The 25,829-nt window shown below is 68.6% G+C and carries 28 protein-coding genes; 18 read left to right on the top strand and 10 right to left on the bottom strand.

What is annotated here, in order from left to right:
* Positions 1-68: 68 nt before the first annotated feature.
* The gene (locus QF035_RS30380; RefSeq protein ID WP_307523689.1) at positions 69-395 is read left to right on the top strand and encodes a plasmid mobilization protein; all 327 of its coding nucleotides are present in this window, start codon (positions 69-71) and stop codon (positions 393-395) included.
* Positions 392-877 carry a hypothetical protein gene (locus tag QF035_RS30375; RefSeq protein ID WP_307523688.1) on the top strand — a complete coding sequence of 162 codons (486 nt, stop codon included), beginning with the start codon at positions 392-394 and terminating at the stop codon, positions 875-877. Before QF035_RS30380 ends, QF035_RS30375 begins: the two co-directional genes overlap by 4 nt.
* A gap of 24 nt (positions 878-901) precedes the next feature.
* Here QF035_RS30375 and QF035_RS30370 read toward each other — a convergent pair whose 3' ends face one another.
* On the bottom strand, positions 902-1,192 hold the full coding sequence (locus QF035_RS30370; protein WP_307523687.1) for a winged helix-turn-helix domain-containing protein: 291 nt from the start codon (positions 1,190-1,192) through the stop codon (positions 902-904).
* 160 nt (positions 1,193-1,352) lie between these two features.
* Between QF035_RS30370 and QF035_RS30365 the strand changes: the two genes are divergently transcribed.
* The 14 genes from QF035_RS30365 to QF035_RS30300 all read left to right on the top strand — a co-directional run bounded on the left by QF035_RS30365 (position 1,353) and on the right by QF035_RS30300 (position 11,875).
* Entirely contained in the window at positions 1,353-1,610 is a 258-nt protein-coding gene (locus QF035_RS30365; RefSeq protein WP_307523686.1) for a hypothetical protein, read from the top strand.
* On the top strand, positions 1,607-1,972 hold the full coding sequence (locus QF035_RS30360; RefSeq protein ID WP_307523685.1) for a hypothetical protein: 366 nt from the start codon (positions 1,607-1,609) through the stop codon (positions 1,970-1,972). Before QF035_RS30365 ends, QF035_RS30360 begins: the two co-directional genes overlap by 4 nt.
* 226 nt (positions 1,973-2,198) lie before the next feature.
* Positions 2,199-2,870, top strand: coding sequence for a hypothetical protein (locus QF035_RS30355; protein ID WP_307523684.1), 672 nt, complete (start codon positions 2,199-2,201; stop codon positions 2,868-2,870).
* Complete coding sequence (locus QF035_RS30350; protein WP_307523683.1) at positions 2,867-3,955, top strand: hypothetical protein; 1,089 nt, start codon at positions 2,867-2,869, stop codon at positions 3,953-3,955. Before QF035_RS30355 ends, QF035_RS30350 begins: the two co-directional genes overlap by 4 nt.
* A 115-nt stretch (positions 3,956-4,070) precedes the next feature.
* Positions 4,071-4,370, top strand: a complete 300-nt coding sequence (locus QF035_RS30345) for a hypothetical protein (RefSeq protein ID WP_307523682.1) — start codon at positions 4,071-4,073, stop codon at positions 4,368-4,370.
* 2 nt (positions 4,371-4,372) lie between these two features.
* Positions 4,373-5,671, top strand: a complete 1,299-nt coding sequence (locus tag QF035_RS30340) for an enoyl-CoA hydratase/isomerase family protein (RefSeq protein ID WP_307523681.1) — start codon at positions 4,373-4,375, stop codon at positions 5,669-5,671.
* Between the two features lie 77 nt (positions 5,672-5,748).
* Positions 5,749-6,666, top strand: coding sequence for a hypothetical protein (locus QF035_RS30335; RefSeq protein WP_307523680.1), 918 nt, complete (start codon positions 5,749-5,751; stop codon positions 6,664-6,666).
* A gap of 39 nt (positions 6,667-6,705) precedes the next feature.
* Complete coding sequence (locus QF035_RS30330; RefSeq protein WP_307523679.1) at positions 6,706-7,413, top strand: hypothetical protein; 708 nt, start codon at positions 6,706-6,708, stop codon at positions 7,411-7,413.
* Between the two features lie 124 nt (positions 7,414-7,537).
* Entirely contained in the window at positions 7,538-8,119 is a 582-nt protein-coding gene (locus tag QF035_RS30325) for a hypothetical protein (protein WP_307523678.1), read from the top strand.
* 46 nt (positions 8,120-8,165) lie between these two features.
* Positions 8,166-8,780 carry a hypothetical protein gene (locus QF035_RS30320; protein WP_307523677.1) on the top strand — a complete coding sequence of 205 codons (615 nt, stop codon included), beginning with the start codon at positions 8,166-8,168 and terminating at the stop codon, positions 8,778-8,780.
* 82 nt (positions 8,781-8,862) lie between these two features.
* Entirely contained in the window at positions 8,863-9,549 is a 687-nt protein-coding gene (locus QF035_RS30315; RefSeq protein WP_307523676.1) for a hypothetical protein, read from the top strand.
* The gene (locus tag QF035_RS30310; RefSeq protein ID WP_307523675.1) at positions 9,546-9,875 is read left to right on the top strand and encodes a hypothetical protein; all 330 of its coding nucleotides are present in this window, start codon (positions 9,546-9,548) and stop codon (positions 9,873-9,875) included. The genes QF035_RS30315 and QF035_RS30310 overlap by 4 nt, the downstream gene beginning before the upstream one ends.
* Positions 9,872-11,260 (top strand): putative T7SS-secreted protein, encoded by a 1,389-nt coding sequence (locus tag QF035_RS30305; protein ID WP_307523674.1) that lies wholly within the window; start codon positions 9,872-9,874, stop codon positions 11,258-11,260. Before QF035_RS30310 ends, QF035_RS30305 begins: the two co-directional genes overlap by 4 nt.
* Before the next feature lie 6 nt (positions 11,261-11,266).
* Complete coding sequence (locus QF035_RS30300; protein WP_307523673.1) at positions 11,267-11,875, top strand: hypothetical protein; 609 nt, start codon at positions 11,267-11,269, stop codon at positions 11,873-11,875.
* On the opposite strand, the gene QF035_RS30295 is transcribed toward QF035_RS30300, so the two are convergent.
* From QF035_RS30295 to QF035_RS30275, 5 genes are all read right to left on the bottom strand, one after another.
* Positions 11,858-12,394 (bottom strand): hypothetical protein, encoded by a 537-nt coding sequence (locus tag QF035_RS30295; protein ID WP_307523672.1) that lies wholly within the window; start codon positions 12,392-12,394, stop codon positions 11,858-11,860. The two genes, QF035_RS30300 and QF035_RS30295, sit on opposite strands and share 18 nt — an antisense overlap.
* Positions 12,395-12,517: 123 nt before the next feature.
* The gene (locus QF035_RS30290; RefSeq protein WP_307523671.1) at positions 12,518-13,528 is read right to left on the bottom strand and encodes a hypothetical protein; all 1,011 of its coding nucleotides are present in this window, start codon (positions 13,526-13,528) and stop codon (positions 12,518-12,520) included.
* 38 nt (positions 13,529-13,566) lie between these two features.
* Positions 13,567-14,226 (bottom strand): hypothetical protein, encoded by a 660-nt coding sequence (locus QF035_RS30285; RefSeq protein WP_307523670.1) that lies wholly within the window; start codon positions 14,224-14,226, stop codon positions 13,567-13,569.
* A 228-nt stretch (positions 14,227-14,454) separates the two neighbouring features.
* On the bottom strand, positions 14,455-15,000 hold the full coding sequence (locus QF035_RS30280; protein WP_307523669.1) for a hypothetical protein: 546 nt from the start codon (positions 14,998-15,000) through the stop codon (positions 14,455-14,457).
* Positions 15,001-15,164: 164 nt separating this feature from the next.
* Positions 15,165-15,470, bottom strand: a complete 306-nt coding sequence (locus QF035_RS30275; protein WP_079053446.1) for a WXG100 family type VII secretion target — start codon at positions 15,468-15,470, stop codon at positions 15,165-15,167.
* 241 nt (positions 15,471-15,711) lie between these two features.
* Between QF035_RS30275 and QF035_RS30270 the strand changes: the two genes are divergently transcribed.
* Entirely contained in the window at positions 15,712-20,310 is a 4,599-nt protein-coding gene (locus tag QF035_RS30270; RefSeq protein WP_307523668.1) for an FtsK/SpoIIIE domain-containing protein, read from the top strand.
* A gap of 95 nt (positions 20,311-20,405) precedes the next feature.
* Here the strand turns inward: QF035_RS30270 and QF035_RS30265 are convergent, their stop codons facing one another.
* Both QF035_RS30265 and QF035_RS30260 read right to left on the bottom strand, forming a co-directional pair.
* Entirely contained in the window at positions 20,406-22,199 is a 1,794-nt protein-coding gene (locus QF035_RS30265; RefSeq protein ID WP_307523667.1) for a serine/threonine protein kinase, read from the bottom strand.
* A 140-nt stretch (positions 22,200-22,339) separates the two neighbouring features.
* Entirely contained in the window at positions 22,340-23,221 is an 882-nt protein-coding gene (locus QF035_RS30260; RefSeq protein WP_307523666.1) for a menaquinone biosynthetic enzyme MqnA/MqnD family protein, read from the bottom strand.
* 354 nt (positions 23,222-23,575) lie between these two features.
* Between QF035_RS30260 and QF035_RS30255 the strand changes: the two genes are divergently transcribed.
* The gene (locus QF035_RS30255) at positions 23,576-23,779 is read left to right on the top strand and encodes a cold-shock protein (protein ID WP_033319512.1); all 204 of its coding nucleotides are present in this window, start codon (positions 23,576-23,578) and stop codon (positions 23,777-23,779) included.
* Between the two features lie 153 nt (positions 23,780-23,932).
* Here the strand turns inward: QF035_RS30255 and QF035_RS30250 are convergent, their stop codons facing one another.
* Both QF035_RS30250 and QF035_RS30245 read right to left on the bottom strand, forming a co-directional pair.
* On the bottom strand, positions 23,933-24,745 hold the full coding sequence (locus tag QF035_RS30250; RefSeq protein WP_307523665.1) for an ABC transporter ATP-binding protein: 813 nt from the start codon (positions 24,743-24,745) through the stop codon (positions 23,933-23,935).
* Complete coding sequence (locus QF035_RS30245) at positions 24,742-25,827, bottom strand: ABC transporter ATP-binding protein (protein WP_307523664.1); 1,086 nt, start codon at positions 25,825-25,827, stop codon at positions 24,742-24,744. Before QF035_RS30245 ends, QF035_RS30250 begins: the two co-directional genes overlap by 4 nt.
* Between the last annotated feature and the right edge of the window lie 2 nt (positions 25,828-25,829).

Below are 25,829 nucleotides of genomic sequence, written 5' to 3'. Positions count from 1 at the left end.
GGCAAGCCTACGAGGGCGCCGCAGCGTCTGTTTGAGCAAGGCGTAATACGCGTCATACACTGCATTCCATGACCAGGACGCGGATCACCATCAGCCTTGAGCGGGATCAGGCGGAGCGCATCAGGCAGCACGCCGAGCGGGCGGGCCTGGACGTCTCGGCGTACCTCGTTCACGCGGCGACACGGCAGATGGCGGAGACCGAGGCCATAGAGGAACAGTTCTCCGGGGTCGACGCCCTCATCGCCGCCGCGGAGGCGGAAGCGGCAGCCCTTCCGCCCGAAACGGAGGCGACCGCACCGGAGCTGTCCGAGCAGGAACGACGCGACGTCGAGGCGGCCCTGAACCTCGTATACGGCGATGACCGCACGAGCGCCCGGCCCGGGCACGCCGCGTGAACGTACGAGTCCCGGTGTACGACACCGGAATGCTCATCGCCCTGACAGACCGCAAGGCCAAGGCCGTCGCGCTGCACAACGGACTCAGGGCCACCCCTCACCGTGCGGTAGTTCTCGGCCCGGTTCTTGCCCAGGTGTGGCGACCACGTCCGGCAGTGATCCATTCCCTGGCCGGCGTCCTGAAGGACTGCACCGTGCCGCAGGCCCGAGCGTCCGAACCGCCCGTGCGCGGGACGAAGGCCGGCCGCCCGGAATGCATCGCCTGCGTGACCGGCCCCGACGTCACCGACTGGCGCCGTATCGGCACAGCGCTGGGCGAAGCCGAGCTCCCCGCCAAGAAAAAGCCGGACGCGGTGGACGCATGGGTGGCCCTGTCCGCCGTGAAGCACGGCAGCGCCGTGATTTTCACCAGTGACCCGGAGGACATCGAGGCGTATCTGGCCGTGCTGAACCCGGTCGACGTCCACGTCCAGCCGGTGTGACACCGGACGCGGCGAGCGGAGTCCCTAGACCTCGTCGCCGTCGTCCGCGGGCTCGTCGGCCTCGGGGTACGCGACGAAGGTGCCCTTCGCGGGGAGCGTGACGACGAGGCCGCGTTCGCGGAGTTCGCGGACCGCGCGGCGGGCGGTCAGGTAGGCGACCCCGTACTCCGTACCGAGATCCCGCTCACCGGGCAGCCGCGCTCCCGGGCTCAGGTCGCCCGAGGCGATGCGGGCAGCAATGTGGTCGGCCACCTGCATATAGACGTACGCGATCTTGTTGGGATCGATCGGTGAATCGCCAGTCTCTGCTGCCATAACAACCACCGTAAAACAGCATTGAGCTGCAGCGATGGCCCTATTGCTGCGTACTGCTATGCACTGACATGCGCAGCAATGTAGGCTCTTTGCGTGAAAGACCCCGGCGACGGAGGCAACCGTCCCGGGGCGTGGCCGAACGCTTCGAAGGAGCGCCGACGTGCTGGACCTTACCCTCCACCTCCTCGCCTGGATGCTGAGCATCTGCACCCCCCGCCCCCGAGGCCGCCACCGGCTCGGAGTGATCCCGCCCCTCCGGTTCACCCCCACCCCACCGCCCCGCTTCAGCGGAGTCCTCCGTGGCCGCGCCGCCGAACACCGCCGCCAACGCGAACGCCGCCGCGCCCTCTATCTCGCCACGCTAGGCATCGACGTCGGCCCGGACCGCATCCACGGCGTCCCGGTGACCGCCCGATGACGCGCCCTGCCGTACGGATGTGCGCCCGCTGCCACCGCACGACGAGCCACCCGGCACTCGTCCACGAGGTGCACGCGGCGACGGGCCCGGGCTTCAACGTGTACGCATGCTCCGAGTGCGCCGATCACTACCCACCCATGACCGACGTACTGGAACTCCCGGAGCCCGCTCCCCGCCGCCGCTCCCGCCTCACCCTCCGCGTCTACACGGTCGACGCTGGCGGCGCCGTGACCGGGGATCGGGGCAAGGTCGAAGTCCGGACGGCCGGTCGGGGCGACCCGCCCCCGCGAACGTCGGCGTACCCGCCGTGCAGATGCCCGCACTGCCGGACGCGGGAGCGGGCCACGACTCAGGAGGCCTGATCCCGACGGGTGTCAGCCGACGCCCATCACACCCTCCCGGCCCGAACGCCGCCCCGCGTTCGGGCCACTGTGTACCCAGACACGATCAGGCCACAAGCACCCTCCGCTTGTCCCGATTCATCCCCATCCGCCCAAACGTGTAAGGAAGTTCGCGGTAGCGAAACCCATCGCCCCATGGATACCGTCAGTGCTCTTGACTGCACTTTTGTCTCACGGGGAGATCACTGTGAAGCGCCGCTCTTTGCCCGTTGCTGCCGCGCTCGCCGCGACCGCGGCCCTGCTGCTGACGGCCTGCGGAAGCGGGGACGACAAGTCCAGCGACAACGACAAGATCGCGGGTGCCGACCAGGGGGCGGAGACGCCGAAGGAGTCGGCGAAGCCCTCGGGGGCACCGGCCGAGGACAAGCCGGACGGCGTGGACGTGTCTCTGCCCAAGGACATGAATCTGATCTTCGACTGGGACAAGCCGAAGGACAAGAACGAGGCGGCGGCGATGGATGACGCCGCCAACTTCCTCCGGGCCATCTACCGCGGCGTCGACAAGCGCACGACCAAGGACGCGGCCGTGACCGCCTACGCCACCGGCGAGGGGCTCAACTACGCGAAGGTGCAGATCAACGAATGGATCAAGGGTGGCTGGACCGCCACCGGTACCCGCCGTCACTACGACGCCACTACGCGGTCCGCACCGAACGGCAAATCCGTGGAGGTCGCGTTCTGCGCGGACACCGGAAAGTTCCTCGGCAAAGAGGTCGAGACCGGGAAGGTTTTGGAGGCCAAGCCCAGCATCAAGGACTTCGGCTACTACAAGATCATCATGGTCAAGCTCCCCACGAGTGAGGGGCTGTGGCAGGCGTCCAAGGTGTTCGTCGAGACGGGGGCGGAGAAGTGCCAGTGAACCGATCACCGCGTGCAGCCCTCGGCACCAGCATTACCGCCCTGGCCATCGCGTTCGGCTCTCTCATTCTCACGGCCCCCAACTCCGCAGCAGAACCGGTGGATTACGGCAAGGGCGGCGGCAAGGAAGACACCGGCGGCGGTAGTGACGACACCGGCATCTACGCCGCAGCCCGCATCCAGTACTCCGGCGCCGTCGCCAAGAGCGGCGGCAGCGGAAACGTAGCTTCGTCCGACGTCAACTGGACGCCGCCGCCCTGCTGGTACGCCCCCTACCTCGGCGCCAAGGACTTCAAGAAGAAGATGTCCAAGGACATCGACACCTCGAAGAACACGCCCGGCATGGGCGGCACCGCCGGCTCGGCCATCGGCGAGATGGAGCGCCACTACGAGGACGCCTTCGGCTGGACCGACAACCCCGGCTACAAGGACTACAACGTCGAGAAGGACGGCGAGGGGATGTTCTGGGCCGGCGTCGAGAACCCCGACGAGCCGGACTACCTCAAGCGGAAGTCGTGCACCGACCTGCCCTTCTGGGTCGAGAACGGCGAGGCCCCGCCGCCCCAGTACGAAGAGGCCATCACTCCGGAGATGCTCGCTGCCCTCGCGTACCAGCACATGGAGCTCCCCGACACCGAAGTCACGCTGGCTCCCGAGGCCATCACCAAGGTGAACCTGCCGACTTGGGCCTGGCTCGACGACGCGGCCTTCGACGAGGTCCAGGCGACGGCAGCCATCAACGTCCCCGGTTTCAACATCGAGGCGACCACGACCGCCACTCCCAAGTCGCTGACCCTCGACCCGGGAACCGAGGACGCCACGACCATCCCGGCCAACGGTGAATGCCCCATCGTCGACGGCAGGATCGGCGAGCCCTACGCCAAGGGCAGGGCGCACGAGACACCTCCCTGCGGCATCATCTACGGGCGCTCGTCCAATGGCGGAACCTTCCCGCTCAAGGCCTCCCTCACTTGGGAGATCAGCTGGACCGGCACCGGCCAGGGCGGCCCGGTGGGCCTGCCCGACGGCACTATCGAGGCCGTCCAGGACATCACCGTCCAGGAAGCCCAAGCCGTCAACCGCTGAGCGGAGCAAGGCATTCGCGGCCGGTTCAAACCCCACGGAGCCGGCCGCGGCTCGCGCAGACCACTGCTCTCCCCTCCCCCCACTGACCAACCACTCGCGAAACCCGGACCACAACATGAGTGACCTCCGTCTCGAAGACACCGTCTTCGAAGACCTGAAGAAGACCTTCTCGACGATCAGCGACCGTATGGACACCGCGCGCCGCACGCTCCGTGGCGCCGACGGCTCGGCGGTCGGCCAAAGCCAACTCGTCGAGGAGGTCCACGAATTCGCCGACGACTGGGGCTACGGCATCAAGCAGCTCGGCAAGCACACTCAGGGCGCCGTGAAGATGATCAACAAGATAGGTGAGGAATTCGGCAAGCTCGATCACGATCTCGCCGAATCCCTCAAGACGAAGAAGAAGGGCAAGTAGTCGTGGCCGGCAAACGCCCCGCCTTTCCGAACATAGGCTGGGACCCGACGCCGGGAGACGTCGACGACACCCGGGACCTCGCCAAGAAACTCGGCGGCCTGGCGAGTGACCTCGGCACCACTCTCCGCGAGTTGGAGCGGATCGAGGCCGGTGCCTGGAAGGGCAAGACCGCGGTCGCCTTCACCGAGTACGTCGGCAAGGACGTCACCCCGCTCATCCGCAAGAGTCACGACTCCTTCGACAAGGCCTCGCGCGCCCTGCACCGGTGGGCGAACGAACTCCTCGACTTCCAGGACGAGGCGAACCGGCTGGAGAAGTCGGCCGGGGAGAAGCTGGAAGCCAGGGAGACAGCCCAGCAGAAGGTCGACGCGAAAGGCGACGGCAAGGGCAGCGAGGAACTCGGCAAGGCCTCCGGCGCGGTCGACGAGATCACGGGCAAGGTCCACGACCTTGAGGACCGCTACAAACGGGCCGCCGGCAGCATAAGCAAGGAACTCGACAAGGCCGGCGACATCGCGCCCGACGAGCCCGGTTTCTGGGACAAGCTCACCAAGGGCGTCTCGGACGCATGGGACGCAACCGGGCAGTGGATCAAGGACCACGCCGACATGATCAAGCTGATCGGCGATCTGCTGAGTGATCTGACTGCGGTTCTCGGTCTGCTCGCCATCATCACGCTGCCGTTCCCTCCGCTGGCAGCCATCTTCGGTACCGCTGCGCTCATCGCGAGCGGTCTCGCGTTGGCGGCTCACGGGCTGGCCAAGTGGGGTGGTGCCGATGTGAGCTGGATGCAGATGGGGCTCGACGCGGTGGGGATGATGCCGGGCATCGGCATGTTCAGCAAGGGAATCAAGGTGGCTGGCAAGACCGACGACGTCGCCAGGATCGCCGCGGACGGCAAAGTGGCCGCACTCGGCAAGGGGTTCACACACACCGAACTCGGCAGTTCACGCATCCTGATGGCCTTCGGCGGCGCTTCGAGGGACCTCACGGGTGGGCTCGGAAAGGCCGGCCTGGTGAAAATCGGCGGTATGTCCGAACACGTCTATGAGGTCTCACACGCGACCAGCGGCCTGATGTCGCGTATGGGAGGTCTTGCAAGCGCCGGCTATCACGAGGGCCAGTGGCTCGGTTCCAAGGGTCTGAACCTGATCCCGGGTGTGAACATCAATCCACTGGGAGCCGGAATAGCCATCGACGCCGGAGCCAAGATCTTCCCGAAGATCACGAGCATTCATCAGCACGTAGGAGAAGCCCTCTTCCCAGGAGACCAGTTCGAAAAGTCGGCCTCGGGCAACTGAGTCTCCGGTTCGAATGCCAGAGTGGACCGGAAGGACCACGCCCGATGAGCCACCGCGCAAGGAAGACACCTACAGATATGAAGATCTGGCAGCCTGAACCGGGCGAGACCCTCCTCGCCCGTGCTCCGGTCACGTTCGCCACGGGCGCGGCCATGCGTGTCAGAGGCATGCGCTGGTTCCGCGACACGGAACGCAACGACATCCAGGGTGAGCTGCCGGGCTGGCCCGAGGGTCCCGTCTACGCGGCCCGTTCAACTGGCGGCGCGGTGGGACGGAACACTGTGAAGGGCGCGGCGATGGCTCTGGGCGTCGCCGTGATGGCTGTGCTCAGCTCCGCAGGAGGCAACGTCAGCGGCAGCTCCGGCCCCGATTCCGGCAAGGACACGCCGGACGACCGTACCGACGAGGTCGAGGACTTCCCAGTCATGTGGGCTGCGCCCGGCACGATGGCCCGGACCCTGCCCTGGCAGCTCGATCCCGCCCGGTCCGACGAGAAGCACTACCGCACCCACGGGATTGTCACCGACCGCCGGCTGGTCATCGTCGGCCTCCCCTTCGACAAGAAGAACCTCAAGCTCATCGAAGATGAAGTGCTCTGGCAAGCGCCGCTCTCTGCAATGAGCCGCGTCGAGCCGAAGGACTTCAAGGACGGGGACGACTTCAAAGTCACGTTCACGGACGGCTCTTGGTGCAGGCTCGGCAGCATCCGGCGGCAGAGACTCACGCGGTATCTGGTATCCCCTCTCGACTTGGTCCCTGCGGAGTCGCTGACGCCAATGCAGCGGGATGCAGTTGACGCCTATGTGGCCACAAAAACCGAGACACCGGATGCTGTACCCCCGATCATCACGCGTCGCCCGAGCGGCCACTACCGCGTCGAGGTTCTGCTTCCGAACAGGCTCGATTCCTTCTTCGGTGCTTCCGAAGTGAGCATGATCATGGACTCCGGCGGTAGGGAGCTCAATTCTGCGGACTACCATCCAGAAGATTTCTGACGCCTACCTCTGCACCTGACCGGAACGGCCCTCATTTCCATGACATCCCCCACCGAATCCACAACCCCCCTTCCCCCCACCCCCGCCGCCCAAGAACCCCCACCCATCTGGTTCCTGGCCCCCGAAGGCTTCTTCGCCCTCCCTCTCGCCGCCACACCCGAAGAACGGGCCGAGCGCTCCCAGTCGTTCGTTCGAGAGCTCTACTCACGCGGCGACGAGAACATATGGGAGCCCGCGGCCCCGTACTACGCGGCGATAGCCGAATTGATGGCGGGCACCGGAGTCTCGTACTCGGCGATGGGCCTGTTCTCCACAGCGGAGGAAGGCGGCGAGGAGGAGAGCGGCGAAACAATCAGGCACGAGGGCTCGGCCGGTGTCGCCCAGTGCGCCTTCACCCTCGCGGCCGTCCCGACCGACCAGGCCGGCGACGACACCGACGTCGTCGCTCAGGGCATCATGGCGATCCTCTCCGGCGATGAGTACAACGACGCCCGGTGGCTGGACCTGCCGTGCGGACCCGCCGTGTCGTGCGTGACTCTGCGCGAGTACAAGATCAGGCCGGAGCTGACGGAGAGCGGCGAGCAGGTCGATCTCCTCACCGGGCAGGTCCAGGTCCATGTCCCTTTCCCCACGGGCCCGTTCACCGCGGTCTTCACGCTCTACACAGCGTCCATGGACTACTGGACCGAGTTCTGCGACATGATGGCGGCCGTCCTCCAGACGGTGTCCTTCACGGATCCGGCCTAGGATCCGGAGGCGAGCGCGGGGGCGGACTCGCAGACGAGATCGGACGCGCGGTGACGTACTACGCGGATCGGAATGACGCACTGACCACCTTCTGCCGCGGCCGGAGCCGCATCCGGAGCCACACATGTTGATCGTCGAGACCGATTCCGACCCAGCCGTGTGGTTCCACATGCCCCTGCGTGGCACCGGGGCGGAATTCGCGCAGTGGATGGATCTGCAACTCAAGGCGAGTGCCCTGGTCCACCGGCGCAAGCTCACCTGGCGTGAGAAGCGGCAGACGAAGAATTTCCTGGAGGGCTCGGCCGCCATGCTGCGCGACCGCGTCGAGGCCGACCAGGCGTTCCTTTTCGGCCCGATGCCCCCGCAGGTGTCGCCGCTGGTCCTCTTCACCAAGCAGTTCGCCTGCGACGAGGAACACAGCTCCCTGCACCTGAGCATGCTGGTCGAACCCGATCCCGCGGTCGCCGCTGCCGGCGGGCACGTGGACACGGCCCCGTTCGTCTCGCCCCACCTCGGCGAGGGCCTGCGCTGCGTGCGCAGTTGGACCCGCCCCGACGGTGGCCCGATCATGTCCGTCGCCTACGCCTGGAACGACGCGGCGCGCGATATCGACCTGGTACTCAAGGGTCACTACGACGACCCCGACCTCCTCGAAGCCTCCTTCGACGCCATCGACGACTTCGCGAAAAGCATCTGGATCGCCTGACGAACTCCGCGGACACGCGGACCGGAACGCCCTGGGGGACAAGTAGATGGCAGGGTCAGCCAAGCCAGGTCGGCGGAGGGCAGCCGCGCCTTCGTTGCGGTATGAGCACCGGCCCGGCAAACGGTCGGGAAGCGGGGGCAAGGACAAGGGCTCCGGCAAGGGCGACAAGGCATTCGGCTGTCTCGTCCTCCTGTCCATTTCGGCCCTGTTCGCCTTCCTCGTCCTTTCGGACATGTTCTGGGGAGACGACACCTGGAAATGGTCGGCCGACAGATGGCCGGGCGGCGCGTACGGCTTCGCGGTCTTCCTGGGAGCACTGGTGCCGTGCGTGGCGACGCTCCTCGTTCTGACCGCATCCCGTACGGATTGGAAATCCTGGAAGGCCCACAAGGTCCGATCGTTCGGCTTCACGCTCCTGGCCGTCGTGTGCGGCGCGGCGATGCTGCAGCTCGTGTCGCTGATCTTCAATGCCCAGGACACCGGCAAGTGGGGCCGGGGTCGGGACACTCCCCCCAGTTGGGTCTTCAGCAACTACCCGTGGCTGTGGTCGGTCGGTCTGGTGTCCACCATCGCCACGGCCACTCTGCTGATCACCTTGGCCGTGGCACGCCACAAGCGGACTTCGCCGACCGGTGACGCCGGTGCGCCCAAACCGAATTGACTCTGTTTGCTGCCTCTTGTTGTCTCTCGCGGAGAACTTCGCAGTGGCGAAAACCCGCCCCCCACAGCTAGCGTCGGGCGACATGCGACAGACCGCGCCCGCCGACCGGACCGCCGATGGCAGGACCGATGGCGAGACCGATGGTGAGAACGTCTTTGGCCTGATCACGCCGGAGGACTGGTTTCGTATTCCGCTTCTTCCCGAGGAGCGGCGTGAGGCGTCCGTGAGTGCCCTGATCAAGAGGCAGTTCGCAGGTGTGGACGACCAGCCGGTGCTTCGCCGTCAGGCGGAGGAACAGTTGCTGGGGGCCGCGGAGGCTGGTGTCGAGCAGGGCGGAGTCGTGCTCTACCTGTCGTTCCTGGAAGCGGCCGGTATCCCTCTCTCCGCGTCCCTCCTGATCTCCCGTATCCACCAGCGGTTCGACACCCTCGACGCGGTCTCGGCGCTCAGAGGCAAGGGCGAGGCGGCTCTCGTACGACTGCCGGCGGCCGGGCGGGCTGCCCGTCGGCGACGGTCGGAGCGGACCCGGGAGTCCCGGCGGCTGGGCACCGAGTTCGCGGACACCATCGTGGAGTACTTCGTGCCCGTTCCGGATCGCGACGAAGTGCTGATGCTGACGTTCAGCACCCCGCTGGAGCCCATCGCGGACTCGATGGTGGAGCTCTTCGACGCGGTCGCCGGGACCCTCCGCTGGCAGAAAAAGGCCCAGCCAACTCAAACAAGTCAGGCAGCTCAAGCAGCTCAGGAACCACGGGGGCAACAGGGATGACGGAGGGGCGGCTCAGGGTCTCCACCGAGGATCTGCACACGGCCGGGGTGGGCCTGCGGACGGTGGCCACGGAGTTCGAGGGGCTCGACAAGCTCCTGGACACCTACGACCGGCGAACGGTCGGGCACAAACTGCTGCAGGAGAGGCTGCAGGAGTTCTCCGACGGCTGGAACGACAACCGCGAGAAGATGATCGAGGAGATCAAGGGCCTGGGCGAGGTCGCCAAGACGGCCGGCGAGGCGTACACGCAGATCGACGACGAACTGTACAAGGCGCTCGTCGGCGACAAGAGCGGCAAGAGCAAGACCGGCAAGGACCAGAAGTGACTCGCCCCGCTGACCACCGCTGGGAGGTGCTGGGCGAGAGCGAGGATCCCGTACCGGGTGATGTGTACGACCTCACGGCGCTCGCCAAGCGTTTCACCGCCACCGCGAAGACCATCTCGGACGCCGCCGCCGCGCTGCGCAGGCTCGGCGACCAGAAGAGCTGGGACTCCAAGGCGGGCCGGGAGTTCGCCGAGAAGGCCGACGACACCGCGAAGACCGTGAGCAAGGCGCACGGCCGCTACGAAGAGGCCGGCGCCGCGCTGAAGGAGTACCACACCGAACTCTCGACGATCCAGGGCGAGGCGGACGGGCTGCTGAGGCAGGCCGAGACGAAGACCGGCGATCTCACGACCGCGAAGTCCAAGGCCGACAACCCGCCCAAGGACACCGACAAGGCCGGGCAGAAGACGCTGGACACTGCGGTGACGGATCTGCAGGGCGACCTGGACGATCTGCGCGGCAAGCTCGCCACCCTCAAGGGCCGCCACAACACTGCGGGCAACTCCGCCGCCAAGCGCATCCACGAGATCACCGAGGGCGACGACCTCAACGACTCCTGGCTGGACGACCTGCGCGACACCCTGAACATCGTCGCCGACATCGCGGGTGCCGTCGCCGCCGTCTGCGGGGTGGTGGCGCTCCTTGTCGGCTGGATCCCGATCATCGGGCAGGCGATCGCCGGTGTCCTCGGCACGATCGCGCTGATCGCCACCGCCATCTCGCTCGTCTGCCATCTGCTCCTCGCCATCAACGGCGACGGGTCGTGGGGCGACGTCGCCATGGACGTACTGAGCCTTGCGACCTTCGGCATCGGACGGGTCTTCTCCGCCGGCGCCAAGCTCGCCGCCACAGCCGGCCGCAGCCGCGTCTGGACCGCGGCGGCCCAGTACGTACGCGGGTGGAATCCGGCTCTCAACTCGGCGGCGCGGCGCGCGCTGGTCATCGAGATGGTCGGTACGCGCGCCGGGGCTACCGGGGCGGCCGCCGCGCCCAACGTGGGCCTGGGGGGCGTGTTCAGGGGCCTGGGCACCTCCTTCGTCGACGACCTGGGCACGATCCGGGGCAACTGGAGGGATCTGCTCAAGGTCGGCGACAACGTCTCCGCGGTACGTGACGCCTACCGCGCGGGTGGCGCGCGCGGCCTTGCCAGCATGTACGTGGGACCCGGCATGGTCGACGAGCTCTCCCGGATCAAGAACATCGATCCGGCGGACCTGAGCTTCATCGGCACACCCGACGCCTTCAAGCAGGCCATGACGTACAACTCCTGGGCTCTCGGCGCGACCGGTACGGGGGCCACCACGGACACCAACAGCTTCATCGGGCTCTTCGAGGGCAACGACATCGATGTGACCGGCCCCGACGCCTCGCTGGCAGGGAGGTAGCCGCTGATGAACACCCCGGAGACGGCGGCGGGCGCCGACTGGCAGGAGTGCCGCGTCACGCTGCCCGCCCCGCACAACTGGCTCGTACTCGATCTCACCGCCGAGCGGCCCGAGGAGTGGGCGCGGGCCGCGGCCGACGAGCACTTCTCGGCCGACGACGCCCCCGCCGACTGGCGCGAGGCGTTCGCCGAGGACGTGCTCTGGTACTGGGCCGTCGCCGCCCGGCAGAAGGCGCTCTGCGCGGCGGTCCTCGCGCCTCAGGACGGTGGCGTGGCCGCGTTCTACTGCGTACGGGAACTGGGGGGCGCCCCGGCCGAGTCGCTGCGCCTGGATGTGCTGCGCGCGGAGGCCGAGGCCGCCGAGGGGCCGTTCTTCCGTCCTCCGGAGATCACGGAGGTGGAACTGCCGCTGGGCGCCGCGCTGCGCGTGCACCGGCTGGAGCCCACGGATCCCGAGGCGGACAGCGGCAATGTGCTGGAGGGTGTGGCGCACTACGTGCTGCCGCGCGAGCACCCCACCGCGCTGGAGTGCCGACTTCTCTGGGGCGCTCCGGGGCTGGGCGAGGAGCTGGGAAAGATGGCCGACGAGCTGGCGGACTCAGTCCGACTTGTCTGACTCGCCGTCCTTGTCGAGAGAAGTGCCGAGGGAAGTGCCGGGAGAAGTGCCGCCAGAGCTGGGGAGCAGGTCTCCCACGCCTCCCAGTCCGAACCGTTCCCACGGGACGAAGGCCAGCGGCATCCAGCTGAAGCCGACGACGAAGACGCTCACCAGGGTCGTCGGTCCCTTGGGAAGGATCCAGCCGAGCTGGGCGGCAAGCAGCGAGACGACACCCAGGTAGACGCTGAACACGACAATGGCGAGCGCCTTGAGCAGGGCCTCGCCCGGTCCGAGCCTGGGCTTCTCCTCGGTCCCCCGGACCGCCGCGAAGAGGAGCAGGGGCAGCATCAGACCCAGCAGGCCACCCATGCCGATACCGCCGATGCCCACGGCGTTTCGTCCGTCATCAGGGACCGCCGACGACAGGAACGAGTCGTCGGCCAGGCCGATGGTCAGGGCAACGCCCCCAAAGGCGCCGAGCGTCATGGTCGCCAGGACGAGCAGCAGCCCCGCACCGAATGCGATGTTCCCTGCCATCGACCGCCCGGGACTCTGTGCCCGGGACTCCCCGGCCCCTGATCCAACAGACATGGACTCTCCCATTCCTCACGGGGTCCGGACGAGGATAGCTGGCCGGGGTGGCCACGAGGAGTGGGGCACCTAGCGGTTCACGGACTGGATCTCCTTGACCGTCACGTTCTCCTCGTACGTGGACAGACCGTCCGGCAGCGCGGGCTGCTGCGGCGGGCCGTCCGGGTCGGCGGAGTCGGTCCAGGTCACCTTCCAGGTGATCGACGCCTTGAAGGGGTAGGTGCCCGTGCCGGACGAGCGACGGTAGGTGACGTTGCAGCCCGCGTCCTCGCTGTCGACCGTGTAGCCGTTCTTGCCCTTCGCGAGGTCGTACGTGCAGGTCGCCGGGTCGGCGTCGTCGGTACCGGCCTCCACCTTGAGCGCGACCGGGGTCGCGACGGTGGTCGCGGCCATCTGGACGCCCTTGTAGTTGATGCTCGCGGTCGTCCACACGCGATCGAAGTCGCCCTTGAACTTCACCCGCGTACCGAGGTTCACGATGAGCCGGTCCGCGCGCGGGCTCAGTTCGACGGGCGGCGCGGGCAACTTGGTTGAGTTGAAGGCGAGTTCGGAGAGGGTCTCCGGGGTGAGCTTGTTGGGATCGGGCTGCGGGTCGGCCGGCGGGACCCAGATCTCCCAGTTGTCCGTGGTGACGGGGCAGGCGTCGGTGTACTCGTCGTTGCGAAACTGCACCTGCCACCACAGGCCCTTGTCGTCCTTGCGGTAGCCCTCTTCCTCGCGCTTCCTGGCGTAACTCGCCGCGGGCTCCTGCGCCCCGTCGTACGCGGTCTTGATGAACTCCTCGTACTCCTCGGAGGTGTACATGGGCTCGTACCAGCAGACCGGGGGCTTCCAGTTCGCGTTCGAGGACGTGGTGGTCGAGGTGGGGCCTCCGCCCGAACCGGCCTTGCTCTGGTCGATCCGGATGTGGGCGCCAATGGTGCCGTTGCCGGAGCCGGCGCCGGAGTCCTGGTTCGGCTGGTCGGGCGCGGTGGTTCCCTGGTCTCCGCCGGTGGTCTCACCCGCGTACGCCGGGAAGCCCGTCCCCAGTGCCATGACCAGCCCGGCGGCCACGGCAGTCCGCAGAACGGGACGAACCACGCCCGCCCCTGTACCGGCACTCGTACGTATCCCTGTCCCTATCCCTGCACGCACGACGCGTCCCCCTTCTTCCAGTTCTGCTGCGTCACCTGCCAGTCGCCGCGGGAGTCCTTCTCGACCTGGAGCGTGTAGAGGACGAAATCCTTGTCGCTCGGCTGGGTGCGCTGCACCTTCTCGGTCTTGATCACCTTGTTGTAGGCCTTGCTCTGGTCCTCGCAGTAACGGGCCGCCGCCTTCTTGCCGTTCGCGACGTCGGTGACCTCGAAGTCGAAGTACCGGTAGTCGCCCGTGACGGTCAGCCCGTCCTTCTTGACCGTCGCCACGCGATCGCTCCAGTAGGCGAGGGCGTTCGCCGCGAAGTAGCGGTTCATGTTGGCGGTCCGGCCGTCCCCCTCGGCGAAGGCCTCGATACGGGCCTGCGCCGCGTAAGCCACATCCCGCACGATCGCATCCTTCGCCGCATCCCCGGTCGACTCCTTCTCGACGTCCACCGAGATGTCCGAGGGCAGATCGAAGGCCGGGGCACCTTTCTCGGCGGACGCGGATGCCGACGGCGTCGGAGAACTCGCCCCGCCCCCGCCCGCTCCCGCGATCTTGTCGTTCCCGGAGTCGCCCGAATCGCTGCTGCAACCGGTGAAAGAAAGTGCGGCAGCAGCGAAGAGGCAGGCCACGGCCGTCCGCCGTCGCGTGGTCAGCATGTACGTATCCCAGGGTTGAGTGATCGATTTTTCCGGTGAATGTGCTTCTGAGGAGCGTCAGCAGTGCTGGGCGGTGCTGAAGTGCCGGGTACCGGAACGGACTTGAGGTACCTGAGGGACACAGATAGACACGCGAGGAAGTCGACATCCGGTTCCCGAACGCCAACGCCTCACGGTCACCGGGCAGCCCGACGCCTCGCGGTCAGTGGACAGCCCGATGCCTCACGCTCAGCGGGCAGCCCGGCTCTTCCCCTTGCCCTTCTTGCGCAGCTTCTTCATCCGGGCCCGTTCTCGGGCGGCTTGCGCCTCGGCGCGGGCCCTGCCCACACGGAAGGTGAGCCATCCCACGACGGCCGCCGTCAGCACGCTGGAGATGAGGGCGCTGCCCGAGCCGGGGATGTACTCACAGCCGAGTCTGCTCGACGAGCAGTTCTTGCCGGGCAGCGCCCCGAGTACGTACATGAACGCCCCGAACGTCAGTCCACCGCAGATCGATACGCCTGCCACACGGCCCGCGCGCCGCGGCTTCGAGGCGCCCGGTTCGACCGCCGAGAACCACAGTGCGCCGATCGAGCCCGCCACCATGACCAGCCCGAAGACGGCACCTACCGCCCATGGCCCGCCGGGCCAGTCCAGCACCCACGGGGCGGACTTCCGGACGAACCACTTCCATGTCCCGAGCGCCACGAGGAGCACGGCACCGGCGCCGATGACCGTTGCGGCGATGGTCAGACCGTCCCGCGCCCGGAATCCCTGCCTGCCGTTGTCACTCATGGCACCCCCTGTACCGAACCTGCCGCACCGAACCCGCCGCAGTCACGCGAGCCCCGGAGACAGTCCGGTGCGGTGGGACGCCGAGGCCTCCCACCGCACCGGACCACACCTGCACCGGGCGGCCGCAGCCGCCCAAAAGCGACGAGCGACCCCAAAGGGCAACTTCAGCCCTTGACACCCTTGGCCAGCTCGTCGTCCAGGTCCTGGTACGCCTTCGCGGCGCTGGTCAGGAACTTGGACATGCCGGTCAGGCCCTCGATCGTGTCCTTCGCGCCCTTCTTGAACTCGGTGAAGGAGTCCTCGAAGGCCTGCGAGCCCTTGCGGGTGGTGTAACCGTCCTTGACGAGGCCCTGGATGTAGCGCTCAAGGGCGTCGAGCTTCTCGTCGATCTTGTCCTTGGCGTCGGTCAGCTTGGTAGCCGCCTTGTGCATCTCGTCATAAGTGATATCTGCGTCTTTGCCGCCGGCCATGTGGCGTCCTCCATAACAACTCGACTTGCCGCAGGGCCAACCCCCGTGGCTCCCGTTGCGGATGATGCGATCGTCCGCCGAGTCTGCAGCTTACGCAGGACGCTTGCAGCCGCACACCCCGGATCCTTCAAGAGCCTCCAGGGAACCAGCACATACGCCGTTGCCTGTGGGAAGGGTGGAGCGGATATCGTCACTGGGCAGCAACTGGGCAGCAGGAGAGCAGTCAACGGGGAGGACGATCGTGCGCCTGACTCTGACCGTCGTCGATCCACTGGGCGGCGCCAACGCCGACGTGGTGCTCGACGCGGATCCCGAGTCCTCGGTCGGGGACATCGCGAAAGAGCTGGCCGCACACGTCGGCTACAGCGGCGGGGCACAGATCATCCCCATCGGACACCATGGACAGCACGGACAGCAGACGGGCAGCGGCGGAGCGCCCCTCGCCTATGTCGACGGCCATCCCGTCGACCCGGCCTCCACCATCGGCACCTCACCCCTGCGCGAGGGCGCCGTCGTCAGCCTGCACGACCCCGCCGGCTGCCTGCCGGGCGAGCCGACCGGCCTGGTCGAACTGCGCGTCGCGAGCGGGCCCGCGGCCGGCGCGGTGCACCGGCTCGGCATCGGTCGGTACGACATCGGCAGCGGCCCCGCCTCCTACGTACGGATCGACGATCCCGAGCTTCCCGCCCGCGCGCTGACGTTGTCAGTTGCAACGGACGGAACCTGTCAGGTCGCCATACACGGGAAAGACAGGAAAGAGGGGGACGACAAGGACAACGGCGGCGTCACCCTCGACGGTGAGCCCCTCGACGGCAAGGACTGGCCCCTCGGTGCCCAGGTCGCCGTCGGCAACACCCTTCTCGAACTCGACCGTTACTCCGCGCCCAACGCCGCGTTGAAGTGGTCCGACGACGGGGCCGGGCTCGACTACAACCGGCCGCCCCGGCTCCAGCCGCCCGAGCGCCAGACACGGTTCAAGCTGCCCGCCCCGCCGCGCGACTTCGAGGCCCGGCCGCTGCCCTGGCTGATGGCCCTGACCCCGCTGGTCGGCGCGGTCGTGGCCGTGATGATCTTCGGGCGCTGGTACTACCTGATCATGGCTCTGCTGAGCCCGCTGATCCTCTTCGGCAACTACTTCATGGACAAGAAGCACGGGCGCAAGTCCCATGCGAAGCAGGTCAAGGAGTACAAGGAGCACAAGGAGCGGATCGAGAAGGACGCTCAGGACGCCCTCATAGCCGAGCGGCTCGACCGGCGGCTCGCCGTGCCCGATCCCGCGTCCGTCCTTTCCATGAGCACCGGGCCCCGTACGCGGCTGTGGGAGCGGCGGCGTACCGACGCCGACCATCTCGTCCTCCGGGTCGGCACGGGGCAGCTGCCCTCCGAGGTCGTGCTCGACGACCCGGAGCAGGACGACCACAAGCGCGAGGTCACCTGGAAGATCCAGGACGCCCCGGTGACGCTGCCGCTGCGCGAGCGCGGGGTCGTCGGGATCGCCGGGCCGGGTGACTCGGCCCAGTCCATCGGGCGTTGGATCGTCGCGCAGAGCGCGGTGCTGCACAGCCCGCTCGACGTGCAGTTCTACGTCCTCACCGAGAACAGCGCCCAGACCACCTGGGACTGGGTCCGCTGGCTGCCGCACTCGCGCCCCTCCGGCGCCCAGGACGCCAATGTCCTGATCGGCACGGACGCCGAGACCGTCGGCGCCCGCATCGGCGAACTCACCCAGCTCCTCGACGCCCGCCAGAAGGCCGCCAAGGAGAACGGGCGCCAGACCAACTTCACCGACCCGGATATTGTGGTCATTTGGGATGGTTCGCGGCGGCTTCGGTCCATGCCGGGTGTGGTGCGGCTGCTGCGTGAAGGTCCCGGCGTCAGCATGTACGCGATCTGCCTCGACGCCGAGGAACGGTTCCTGCCAGGCGAGTGCCAGGCCATCGTCATCGCCGAGCCGAAGCCCGAGGAGCACATCACCTCGGTCACGGCGTCCCGGGAACCCGCGGCCCAGGGCAGCGGCTTCCCCTCCTTCCAGGCCTGGCACACCGCCGAGCCCGACGACCGGCAGACCGGCGAGCAGAAGCCGCTCGAACTGCGGCTGCGCGTCGAGCAGACGGGCACGGCCCGGGTCAAGAACGTACGGCCGGACTTCGTGTCGGCGGCCTGGTGCGCCCGGCTGTCCCGGTCCCTCTCCCCCATCCGCGACATCAGCGGCGAGACCGAGGACTCGGCGCTGCCCGGCTCCAGCCGGCTGCTCGACGTGCTCCAGCTCGAGCCGCCGACGAGCGACGCGATCTCCGCCCGCTGGCGCATGGGGGGGCAGTCGACGATGGCGGTCGTCGGTGAGTCGTACGACGGGGCGTTCGGCATCGACATCCGGCGGGACGGGCCGCACGGTCTGATCGCGGGTACGACCGGTTCGGGTAAGTCGGAGCTGCTGCAGACCATCGTGGCAGCGCTGGCCGTGGCGAACACACCCGAGAACATGACGTTCGTACTGGTCGACTACAAGGGTGGCGCGGCCTTCAAGGACTGTGTGAACCTGCCGCACACCGTCGGCATGGTCACCGACCTCGACGCCCACCTCGTCGAGCGGGCCCTGGAGTCGCTCGGCGCCGAACTGCACCGGCGCGAGCACATCCTGGCCGCCGCCGACGCCAAGGACATCGAGGACTACCAGGATCTCGTACGGCGCGATCCCTCGAACCGGCCGCTGCCCCGACTCCTCATCGTCATCGACGAGTTCGCCTCGATGGTGCGTGACCTGCCCGACTTCGTGACGGGTCTGGTCAACATCGCCCAGCGAGGCCGTTCGCTCGGTATCCACCTGCTGCTCGCGACCCAGCGGCCGAGTGGTGTCGTGTCGCCCGAGATCCGGGCCAACACCAACCTCCGTATCGCGCTGCGGGTGACGGACGGCGGCGAGTCGAGCGACGTCATCGACTCGCCCGAGGCCGGGCACATCTCCAAGAGCACGCCGGGCCGCGCGTACGTCCGGCTCGGGCACGCCTCGCTCGTACCGTTCCAGTCGGGACGCGTGGGCGGACGGCGGCCCGGAGCCGCCGACCCGACCGTGCTCGCGCCCTGGGCCGGGCCGCTGGCCTGGGAGGACCTGGGCCGTGCCGCACTGGTCAAGCCCAAGGCCGAGGCGCGCGAGGAGGAGGAGATCACCGACCTGAAGGTGCTCGTGGACGCGATCCGCGACGCCAACGGGGCGCTCGGCATCCCCTCCCAGCACAGCCCCTGGCTACCCGCGCTCTCCGAGACGCTGCTGCTGGACGAGGTCGAGATGCCCGCGGTCGCCGCGCTGTCGGCGGGCAAGCTGCCGCCTGCCCCGTTCGGTGTCGAGGACCTGCCCGCCGACCAGGCCCGCCGCCCGGTCGTCGTCGACTTCTCCTCCTTCGGGCATCTCATCGTGGGCGGCGCTCCGCGCAGTGGCCGTTCGCAGATCCTGCGGACGCTCGCCGGATCGATCGCCCGCACCCACTCCTCGTCGGACGTGCACCTGTACGGCATCGACTGCGGCAACGGCGCCCTCAACGCGCTGACGCGGCTGCCGCACTGCGGTGCCGTCGTCGCACGTAACCAGACGGAGCGGGCCGTACGACTGGTCACGCGCCTCAAGGGTGAGTTGACAAGGCGTCAGGACCTGTTGTCCGACAAGGGGTTCGCCGACATCGGGGAGCAGCGGGCGTCCGTCACCGAGGAGGAGCGGCTGCCGCACATCGTCGTACTGCTCGACCGGTGGGAGGGCTGGCTGCCGACGCTCGGCGAGTACAACCACGGTGAGCTGACGGACGAGTTGCAGACGATGATGCGCGAGGGCGCGAGCGTCGGCATCCACCTCGTCGTCACGGGCGACCGGCAGGTGCTGCTGGGCCGGATGGCCTCGCTCACCGAGGAGAAGTACGGTCTGCGGCTCGCCGACAAGTCCGACTTCTCAATGCTCGGCATCAACGCACGCAAGGTGCCCGAGGAGATTCCGCCCGGGCGCGGCTTCAAGAACGAGACGGCGATCGAGACGCAGTTCGCGCTGCTGTCGGACGACCTGACCGGTCAGGGGCAGGCCGCGGCGCTCGCCACGATCGGCGAGGCTGCCGCGGCTCGGGACGCCGAAGTCCCGCGCGCCCGGCGCCCGTTCCGGGTGGACTCCCTGCCCTCCCGCATCGGTTTCGCGGAGGCCTGGGAGATGCGGGACCCGGCGGTCGCACAGTCGAAGCTGTGGGGTCTGGCAGGCATCGGCGGCGACGACATCATGGCCTTCGGCCCGGACCTCTCGCAGGGCGTGCCGACGTTCGTCGTCGCGGGCCCCGCGAAATCGGGCCGCAGCACGGCACTCCTGAACCTCGCCCGCTCGTACCTCCTCCAGGGCGTACGCCTCGTCATCGCGGCCCCGCGGCCGTCACCCCTCCGTGAACTCGACGGCCAGGACGGCGTGTTGAAGGTCTTCACCGACGACGACATCGAGAGCGACGACTTCAACGAGGCGATCGAGTCGGCGTCCCCGGAGGAGCCGATCGTCGTCGTCGTCGACGACGGCGAGGTCCTGGAGGACGCGGACTGTGAGCGCGAGTTGAAGCGTCTCGTCCAGCGCGGCGCCGACCGCGGCCTCGCGCTCGTCATCGGCGGCGACGAGGAAGAGGTCTGCAGCGGCTTCTCCGGCTGGCAGGTCGAGGCCAAGAAGGGCCGCCGCGGCCTCCTCCTCTCCCCCCAGGACTCCGGCGCCGGCGAACTGATCGGCATCCGCACCACCCGCAGCATGGTCGGCGGCCCGATCAGCCCAGGCAAGGGAATGCTCCACCTGGGCAACGGAGACCCGGTCACGGTGACCGTGCCGCTGTAGTACGGCGGGGGCCGCGGAGGGTTCGTTTGGGCGTCGACGGTCAGAGGCCGCCGACGCCCACGCCGACACCGCCAACCATGCTGCTGCTCAACGGCTCACTCGACCTTCGACATCCGGGCCACCGGATCCCCCGCGTCCGCGTTGTCCGTCTCGTAGCGGAGGTCGTCGCCTGTGGGGATCAGGCGGACCTCGTGGCGGCCGGTCGTGCACTCGGAGGTGGTGGAGGGCTTGGAGATGCTGGTGGCGACGAGTTGTTCGGGGGTGACCTTTTTGAGGATGAGGTCGGTGTCGCAGGTGCCGCCGATGAGGTCGGTCTGGCGGAAGGTGCCGAGCTGGTCGCCCGGCTCGGCCTGGCGGACGGTGACGCGGAACGTGCCCATGGGGAGCTTGCCGTCGAGGGCGAAGCCGTCGCCCTCCCAGGTGCCGAGGTAGGAACTGGGGACGGCAGAGAGGTCGCTGCCGTCCGTGCCGGAGGCGCTCGGGGTGGCCGCGGGCTGGGAGTTGGCCGGGCCGCCCGCGTCGCTCCCGCTGTCGCTGTCGTTGTCCCCGCCCGGCAGCAGGTCGCCCACGAACACACCGCCGATCACCACCGCCGCCAGCGCTCCCGCCACCGCGAGCGCCACCGTGCAACTCAGCTTGCGGCCACGTCCGTTCGCCGTCGGTACGGAGGTCGCGGCCACGCTGACGGACACCTTCCCCGGCGAGGTGTCCGGGCCTGCCGCCGCGTCGCGTGGTTCCGGGACGTGGGTCGGAGGGCCGCCGGACAGATGCGCCTGCGATGCATGCGGTACGTGCGGCGTATGGGGCATGTAGGGCGCGTACGACGGGTCTGGGGGGCCGAACACTCCGGCGGGGGGCGCGGAGTCGGCCGGGGTCGGCGTCGCCCGGGACCCGTCCGCAACCGCCGCTCGGGGACCCTCCGCCTGCGCCGATCCGTTGGAGTCGCCCACCGAAGGACTGCTGAAGCCCACCACCCCCGACGGCGTCACGTCCGCCGCCTCCAGGTTCAGGAGCTGGACCGCGCTGCGGCTGACCTGTTCCACCAGCGGTCCCGGCAGCCATCCCGCCGTCACCAGCCGGGCCGCGCCCTCCGCGGCGAGGCGGGAGGCGAGAGTGGAGGGGGATGGGCGGGCTGCCGGGTCCTTCGAGAGGCAGTCGGCCACCACGTCCCTCAAGTCGCCCGACAGCGCGCCCAGTTCGGGCTCCTCGTGGACCACCTTGTAGAGGAGCGCGGCCGAGGAGTCGCCGGGGAAGGGGGACGAACCCGTCGCCGCGTACGCCAGTACCGCACCCAGCGAGAAGACGTCCGCCGCTCCCGTGACCCCCTTGCCGAGGATCTGCTCGGGAGACATGTAGCCGGGCGAGCCGACGGAGACGCCGGTCGAGGTCAGGGAGGCCGTGCCGTCCGTCGCGCGGGCGATGCCGAAGTCGATGAGGAGGGGGCCGTCGAGGGTCAGCAGGACGTTCGACGGCTTGACATCACGATGGACGAGGTCCAGGCCGTGCACCGCCGACAGCGCCTCGGCGAGTCCCGCGCCGAGGACCCGTACGGAATGCTCCGGGAGCGGGCCCGAGTCGGCGACCGCGGCGGCGAGGGAGGGGCCTGCGGCGTAGGCCGTCGCCACCCACGGGACCGGGGCGTCGGGGCCGGCGTCCAGCACCGGTGCCGTGTATGCGCCGCCCACCCGCCGCGCCGCCTCCACCTCCCGGCGGAAACGGGCCCGGAACTCCTCGTCGAGCGCGAAGTGCGGGTGCACGATCTTGACCGCGACGGTACGGCCGCCCGCGCTGCGGCCCAGATAGACACGGCCCATCCCGCCCGAGCCGAGCCGGCCAAGCAGCCGGTAGGGCCCCACGACGGTGGGTTCATCGACTCCGAGCGGTTGCATGGTGCCCGCACCTCCCCCGTGTTCCATTACCCCGTCCACCCCGTCCCCGCAGGTGCCGCACCGTCCCGCCGCGCAGCCCTGTCCAGCAGGGTAGTGCCGTGCCGTACGCCGGTGACCTCCCTACGGCCGCAGCAGATCCGCTACGGCTGCAGCAGATCCACCTTCACGTCCGCCGCGAACCCTGTCGTCGGCCCCACCCGCCGCGCGAACTCGGTGACCGCTTCCAGCTGCGGGCCCCCGAAGCGGAAGTCGAGGGTCGTGAAGTAGCGCTCCAGGACGCTCTCGTCGAAGGCCTCCCAGCGGGCCGCCTGCTCGGCGACCTTGCCGACCTCGTCCAGGGAGAGGTCCCGGGAGGCGAGGAAGGCCTCGTGGACCTGGCGCGTGAGGACGGGCTCGCGCTCCAGGTACTCGCGGCGGGCCGCCCAGACCGCGAAGACGAACGGCAGACCCGTCCACTCCTTCCACAGCGTGCCCAGGTCGTGCACCTGGAGGCCGTAGCGCGGGCCGTCGAGGAGGTTGGCGCGCAGGGCGGCGTCACCGATCAGGACCGCCGCGTCGGCCTCCTGCATCATCAGGCTGAGGTCGGGCGGGCACGTGTAATAGGACGGCTGGACGCCGTACCGCTCCGCCAGCAGGAGCTGCGCGAGACGTACGGACGTACGGGAGGTCGAGCCGAGGGCGACCCTGGCTCCGTCGAGCTGGTCCAGCGGGACCTGGGAGACGAGTACGCAGGACATCACCGGGCCGTCGCAGCCGACCGCGATGTCGGGGAAGGCGACCAGTTCGTCGGCGTGCCTGAGGAACTCGACGAGGGTGATCGGGCCGATGTCGAGCTCGCCCCGCACGAGCCGCTCGCTGAGCTTCTCCGGGGTGTCCTTGGTGAGCTCGAAGTCGAGCAGCGTGCCCGTTCTCGCGAGCCCCCAGTAGAGGGGCAGGCAGTTCAGGAACTGGATGTGGCCGACGCGCGGCCTGGACGGGCGGGCGTCGGGACGCCCCTCGGGAGACTCGGGAGAATTGTCCACATCGCGAGGCTAGCGCCCATGGGGTACGGTGCAGGCTTCAGGGTCCCGAGTGGTTCCGAAAGGATCTATCCCGCTCCTGTCAACCCCTGTGACGCCAAGTGATACCGCTACGTCAACCCATCGGGCGACCCCGCCAAACTTCCGGGTGACGTGATCTTGCCCTCTATTGCTTTCGGCTGCCCTCGTGGGTACGCTCGTCGCAAGTTGCAGTTTGGTTTCCCTTGCAGTACAGAGCCTGCGGAGCATGTGACCGCGGGCTCTCGTCGTTTTCAGACGAATGCAGTTGTTTACAAGCTTTTGTTTACACCTTGCAGGTTCTGGAGCAGGGCAACCCTTTGGGCCCAAGGAGGGCTTATGGCTACCGGAACCGTGAAGTGGTTCAACGCTGAAAAGGGCTTTGGTTTCATCGCCCAGGAAGGCGGCGGCCCGGACGTCTTCGTCCACTACTCCGCGATCAACGCGAGCGGATTCCGCTCTCTCGAAGAGAACCAGGCGGTTACCTTCGACGTGACCCAGGGTCCGAAGGGCCCGCAGGCGGAGAACGTCACCCCCGTCTGATCCTTCGGCCGAGTCTTGGCTCCATGAGCCCAATACTCTGATCCGGAACCGAGTAGAAGTACCCAAGGAGCCCCTACACCGTCAGGTGTCGGGGCTCCTGCCTTTTCGGACGGCTCCTCTTAGGACTGCTCCTCTTCGGACGGCTCATCCCTTTCAGACACTGAGAGACGCCCGCGCCGCGACCGCGTCCGCCGGGTCCCAGCCGTCGCCCGGTACGGAGGCGAGCAGCAGGCGGGTGTACGGGTCCGACGGCTCGGTCAGTACGCGGGCGGTGGGCCCCTGCTCGACGGTCCGGCCGCCGCGCATCACCAGGACCTCGTCCGTGACGTGCTGCACGACGGCCAGGTCGTGGCTGACGAAGACCAGAGCGACCCCGGTGTCCCGGCGGATGTCGTCCAGGAGTCGCAGGATCTGGGCCTGGATCGACACGTCGAGCGCGGCGACGGCCTCGTCCAGGACGAGGATGCGTGGGTCGACCGCCAGGGCTCGGGCGATCGCCAGTCGTTGGCGTTGGCCGCCGGAGAGGTGGCGGGGGCGGGCCCCGGCCTCCCGCTCGCCCAGGCCGACCTGGTCCAGGAGCGTCGCGGCGAGGGATTCGGGGCGGTCGTGCAGGCGCAGGGCCGAGCGGAGGCACTGGGTCGCGGTGAGTCTGGGGTCCAGGGAGACGTACGGGTCCTGGAAGACCATCTGGATCTCGCGGGCTCGGGTGAGTCTTGCGGTTCGGCGGCGGGGTGTTCGGGGTTCGCGGGGGCGGCCTTCGACTGTGATTGTTCCGGTGTCGGGGGTGGTCAGGCCTACGAGCATGCGGGCGACTGTGGTTTTGCCTGAGCCGGATTCGCCGACGATGCCCAGGGCTCCGCCGGGCTGCAGTGTGAAGGAGACGTCCTCGGCGGCCTTGTGGTGGCCCCCGCCGGGGAGGGGGTAGGTCTTGCCGAGGCCCTTTACCTGCAGCAGGGTGCTTGTCATTTGTGGCTCACCTTGTCCTTTGGCTGACCCGCCGTTGTGCGTTGTGCCCACCCTCCCCCACTCTCGGCTTCGCTCGAGCGGGGGGACCCCCATCGCCCTGCGGAACGCCTGCCCACAACGCGGCGGCAGGCTGCCATGCCGCCCTCTTCCAAAGGCGCCCCGCCTTCCGAAGGTGCCCCGGCTTCCAGTAGCCCCCGCTCTTCCAGGAACACCGGCTCCGGAAGCCACGTATCGCACTCCTCCTCCGCCTCTCCGCACCTCGGGGCGAACGGGCAGCCCGCGAAGGTGTCCGAGAGGGATGGAGGGCGGCCCGGGATCGGGGTCAGGGGTTGGGAATCGCCGAGGGTTGGGGTGCAGGTGAGGAGGCCTCGGGTGTAGGGGTGGGCCGGGGTCGTGAAGAGGGCGCGGGCTGAACGTTCCTCGACTACTCGGCCGGCGTACATGACGTACACGCGGTCGCAGTACGCCGCCGCCAGGTGCAGGTCGTGGGTGATGAAGAGAAGGCCCGCGCCTTGTTCCTCGCGGGCCGTGCGGAGCTGGGCGAGGATCTCGGCCTGGGTGGTGACGTCGAGGGCGCTGGTGGCCTCGTCGGCGAGCAGGAGGCGGGGGCGGGCGGCCAGGGCGCCGGCGATGACGACGCGCTGGAGCATGCCGCCGGAGAGTTCGTGGGGGCGCTGGCGGACCCGCTGCTCGGGGTCGGACAGGCCGACGGCGGCGAGGAGTTCGACGGCCCGTTCCTTCGTGGCGCCGCGTTCGACGAGGAAGTCGCCGATGCGGCGGACCGGGTTGAGGGTGGCGCGCGGGTCCTGGTGGATCATCGCGACGGTGTCGGCGCGGTGGGCGCGCAGGGCTTCGCCGCGCAGGCCCAGTACGTCCGTGCCGTCGACGCGGACCGAGCCGGCGAAGTCGGCGCCCGCGGGCAGCAGGCCAAGGGCCGCCTTCGCGGTGGTCGACTTGCCGGAGCCCGACTCGCCGACCAGGCCGACGACCTCGCCCTCCGCGACGGTCAGGGTGACGGAGTCGAGCAAGGGGCGGGCCGTGCCCGGGACTTGGACCGTGAGGTCCTCTAGCGACAGCAGCATGG

Source organism: Streptomyces umbrinus (assembly GCF_030817415.1).
GTDB classification, from domain to species: Bacteria; Actinomycetota; Actinomycetes; order Streptomycetales; family Streptomycetaceae; genus Streptomyces; species Streptomyces umbrinus_A.
The sequence above is the reverse complement of the archived record's forward strand: the minus strand, read 5'-3'. Positions and strand labels throughout refer to the sequence as shown.

What these genes read in the sequence shown, in the direction of transcription:
- QF035_RS30380 (WP_307523689.1), top strand. Translation starts at nt 69, where the DNA reads ATGACCAGGACGCGGATCACCATCAGCCTTGAGCGGGATCAGGCGGAG.
- QF035_RS30370 (WP_307523687.1), bottom strand. Translation starts at nt 1,192, where the DNA reads ATGGCAGCAGAGACTGGCGATTCACCGATCGATCCCAACAAGATCGCG.
- QF035_RS30360 (WP_307523685.1), top strand. Translation starts at nt 1,607, where the DNA reads ATGACGCGCCCTGCCGTACGGATGTGCGCCCGCTGCCACCGCACGACG.
- QF035_RS30345 (WP_307523682.1), top strand. Translation starts at nt 4,071, where the DNA reads ATGAGTGACCTCCGTCTCGAAGACACCGTCTTCGAAGACCTGAAGAAG.
- QF035_RS30335 (WP_307523680.1), top strand. Translation starts at nt 5,749, where the DNA reads ATGAAGATCTGGCAGCCTGAACCGGGCGAGACCCTCCTCGCCCGTGCT.
- QF035_RS30330 (WP_307523679.1), top strand. Translation starts at nt 6,706, where the DNA reads ATGACATCCCCCACCGAATCCACAACCCCCCTTCCCCCCACCCCCGCC.
- QF035_RS30325 (WP_307523678.1), top strand. Translation starts at nt 7,538, where the DNA reads ATGTTGATCGTCGAGACCGATTCCGACCCAGCCGTGTGGTTCCACATG.
- QF035_RS30320 (WP_307523677.1), top strand. Translation starts at nt 8,166, where the DNA reads ATGGCAGGGTCAGCCAAGCCAGGTCGGCGGAGGGCAGCCGCGCCTTCG.
- QF035_RS30315 (WP_307523676.1), top strand. Translation starts at nt 8,863, where the DNA reads ATGCGACAGACCGCGCCCGCCGACCGGACCGCCGATGGCAGGACCGAT.
- QF035_RS30310 (WP_307523675.1), top strand. Translation starts at nt 9,546, where the DNA reads ATGACGGAGGGGCGGCTCAGGGTCTCCACCGAGGATCTGCACACGGCC.
- QF035_RS30300 (WP_307523673.1), top strand. Translation starts at nt 11,267, where the DNA reads ATGAACACCCCGGAGACGGCGGCGGGCGCCGACTGGCAGGAGTGCCGC.
- QF035_RS30295 (WP_307523672.1), bottom strand. Translation starts at nt 12,394, where the DNA reads ATGGCAGGGAACATCGCATTCGGTGCGGGGCTGCTGCTCGTCCTGGCG.
- QF035_RS30285 (WP_307523670.1), bottom strand. Translation starts at nt 14,226, where the DNA reads ATGCTGACCACGCGACGGCGGACGGCCGTGGCCTGCCTCTTCGCTGCT.
- QF035_RS30280 (WP_307523669.1), bottom strand. Translation starts at nt 15,000, where the DNA reads ATGAGTGACAACGGCAGGCAGGGATTCCGGGCGCGGGACGGTCTGACC.
- QF035_RS30275 (WP_079053446.1), bottom strand. Translation starts at nt 15,470, where the DNA reads ATGGCCGGCGGCAAAGACGCAGATATCACTTATGACGAGATGCACAAG.
- QF035_RS30265 (WP_307523667.1), bottom strand. Translation starts at nt 22,199, where the DNA reads ATGCAACCGCTCGGAGTCGATGAACCCACCGTCGTGGGGCCCTACCGG.
- QF035_RS30255 (WP_033319512.1), top strand. Translation starts at nt 23,576, where the DNA reads ATGGCTACCGGAACCGTGAAGTGGTTCAACGCTGAAAAGGGCTTTGGT.
- QF035_RS30250 (WP_307523665.1), bottom strand. Translation starts at nt 24,745, where the DNA reads ATGACAAGCACCCTGCTGCAGGTAAAGGGCCTCGGCAAGACCTACCCC.
- QF035_RS30245 (WP_307523664.1), bottom strand. Translation starts at nt 25,827, where the DNA reads ATGCTGCTGTCGCTAGAGGACCTCACGGTCCAAGTCCCGGGCACGGCC.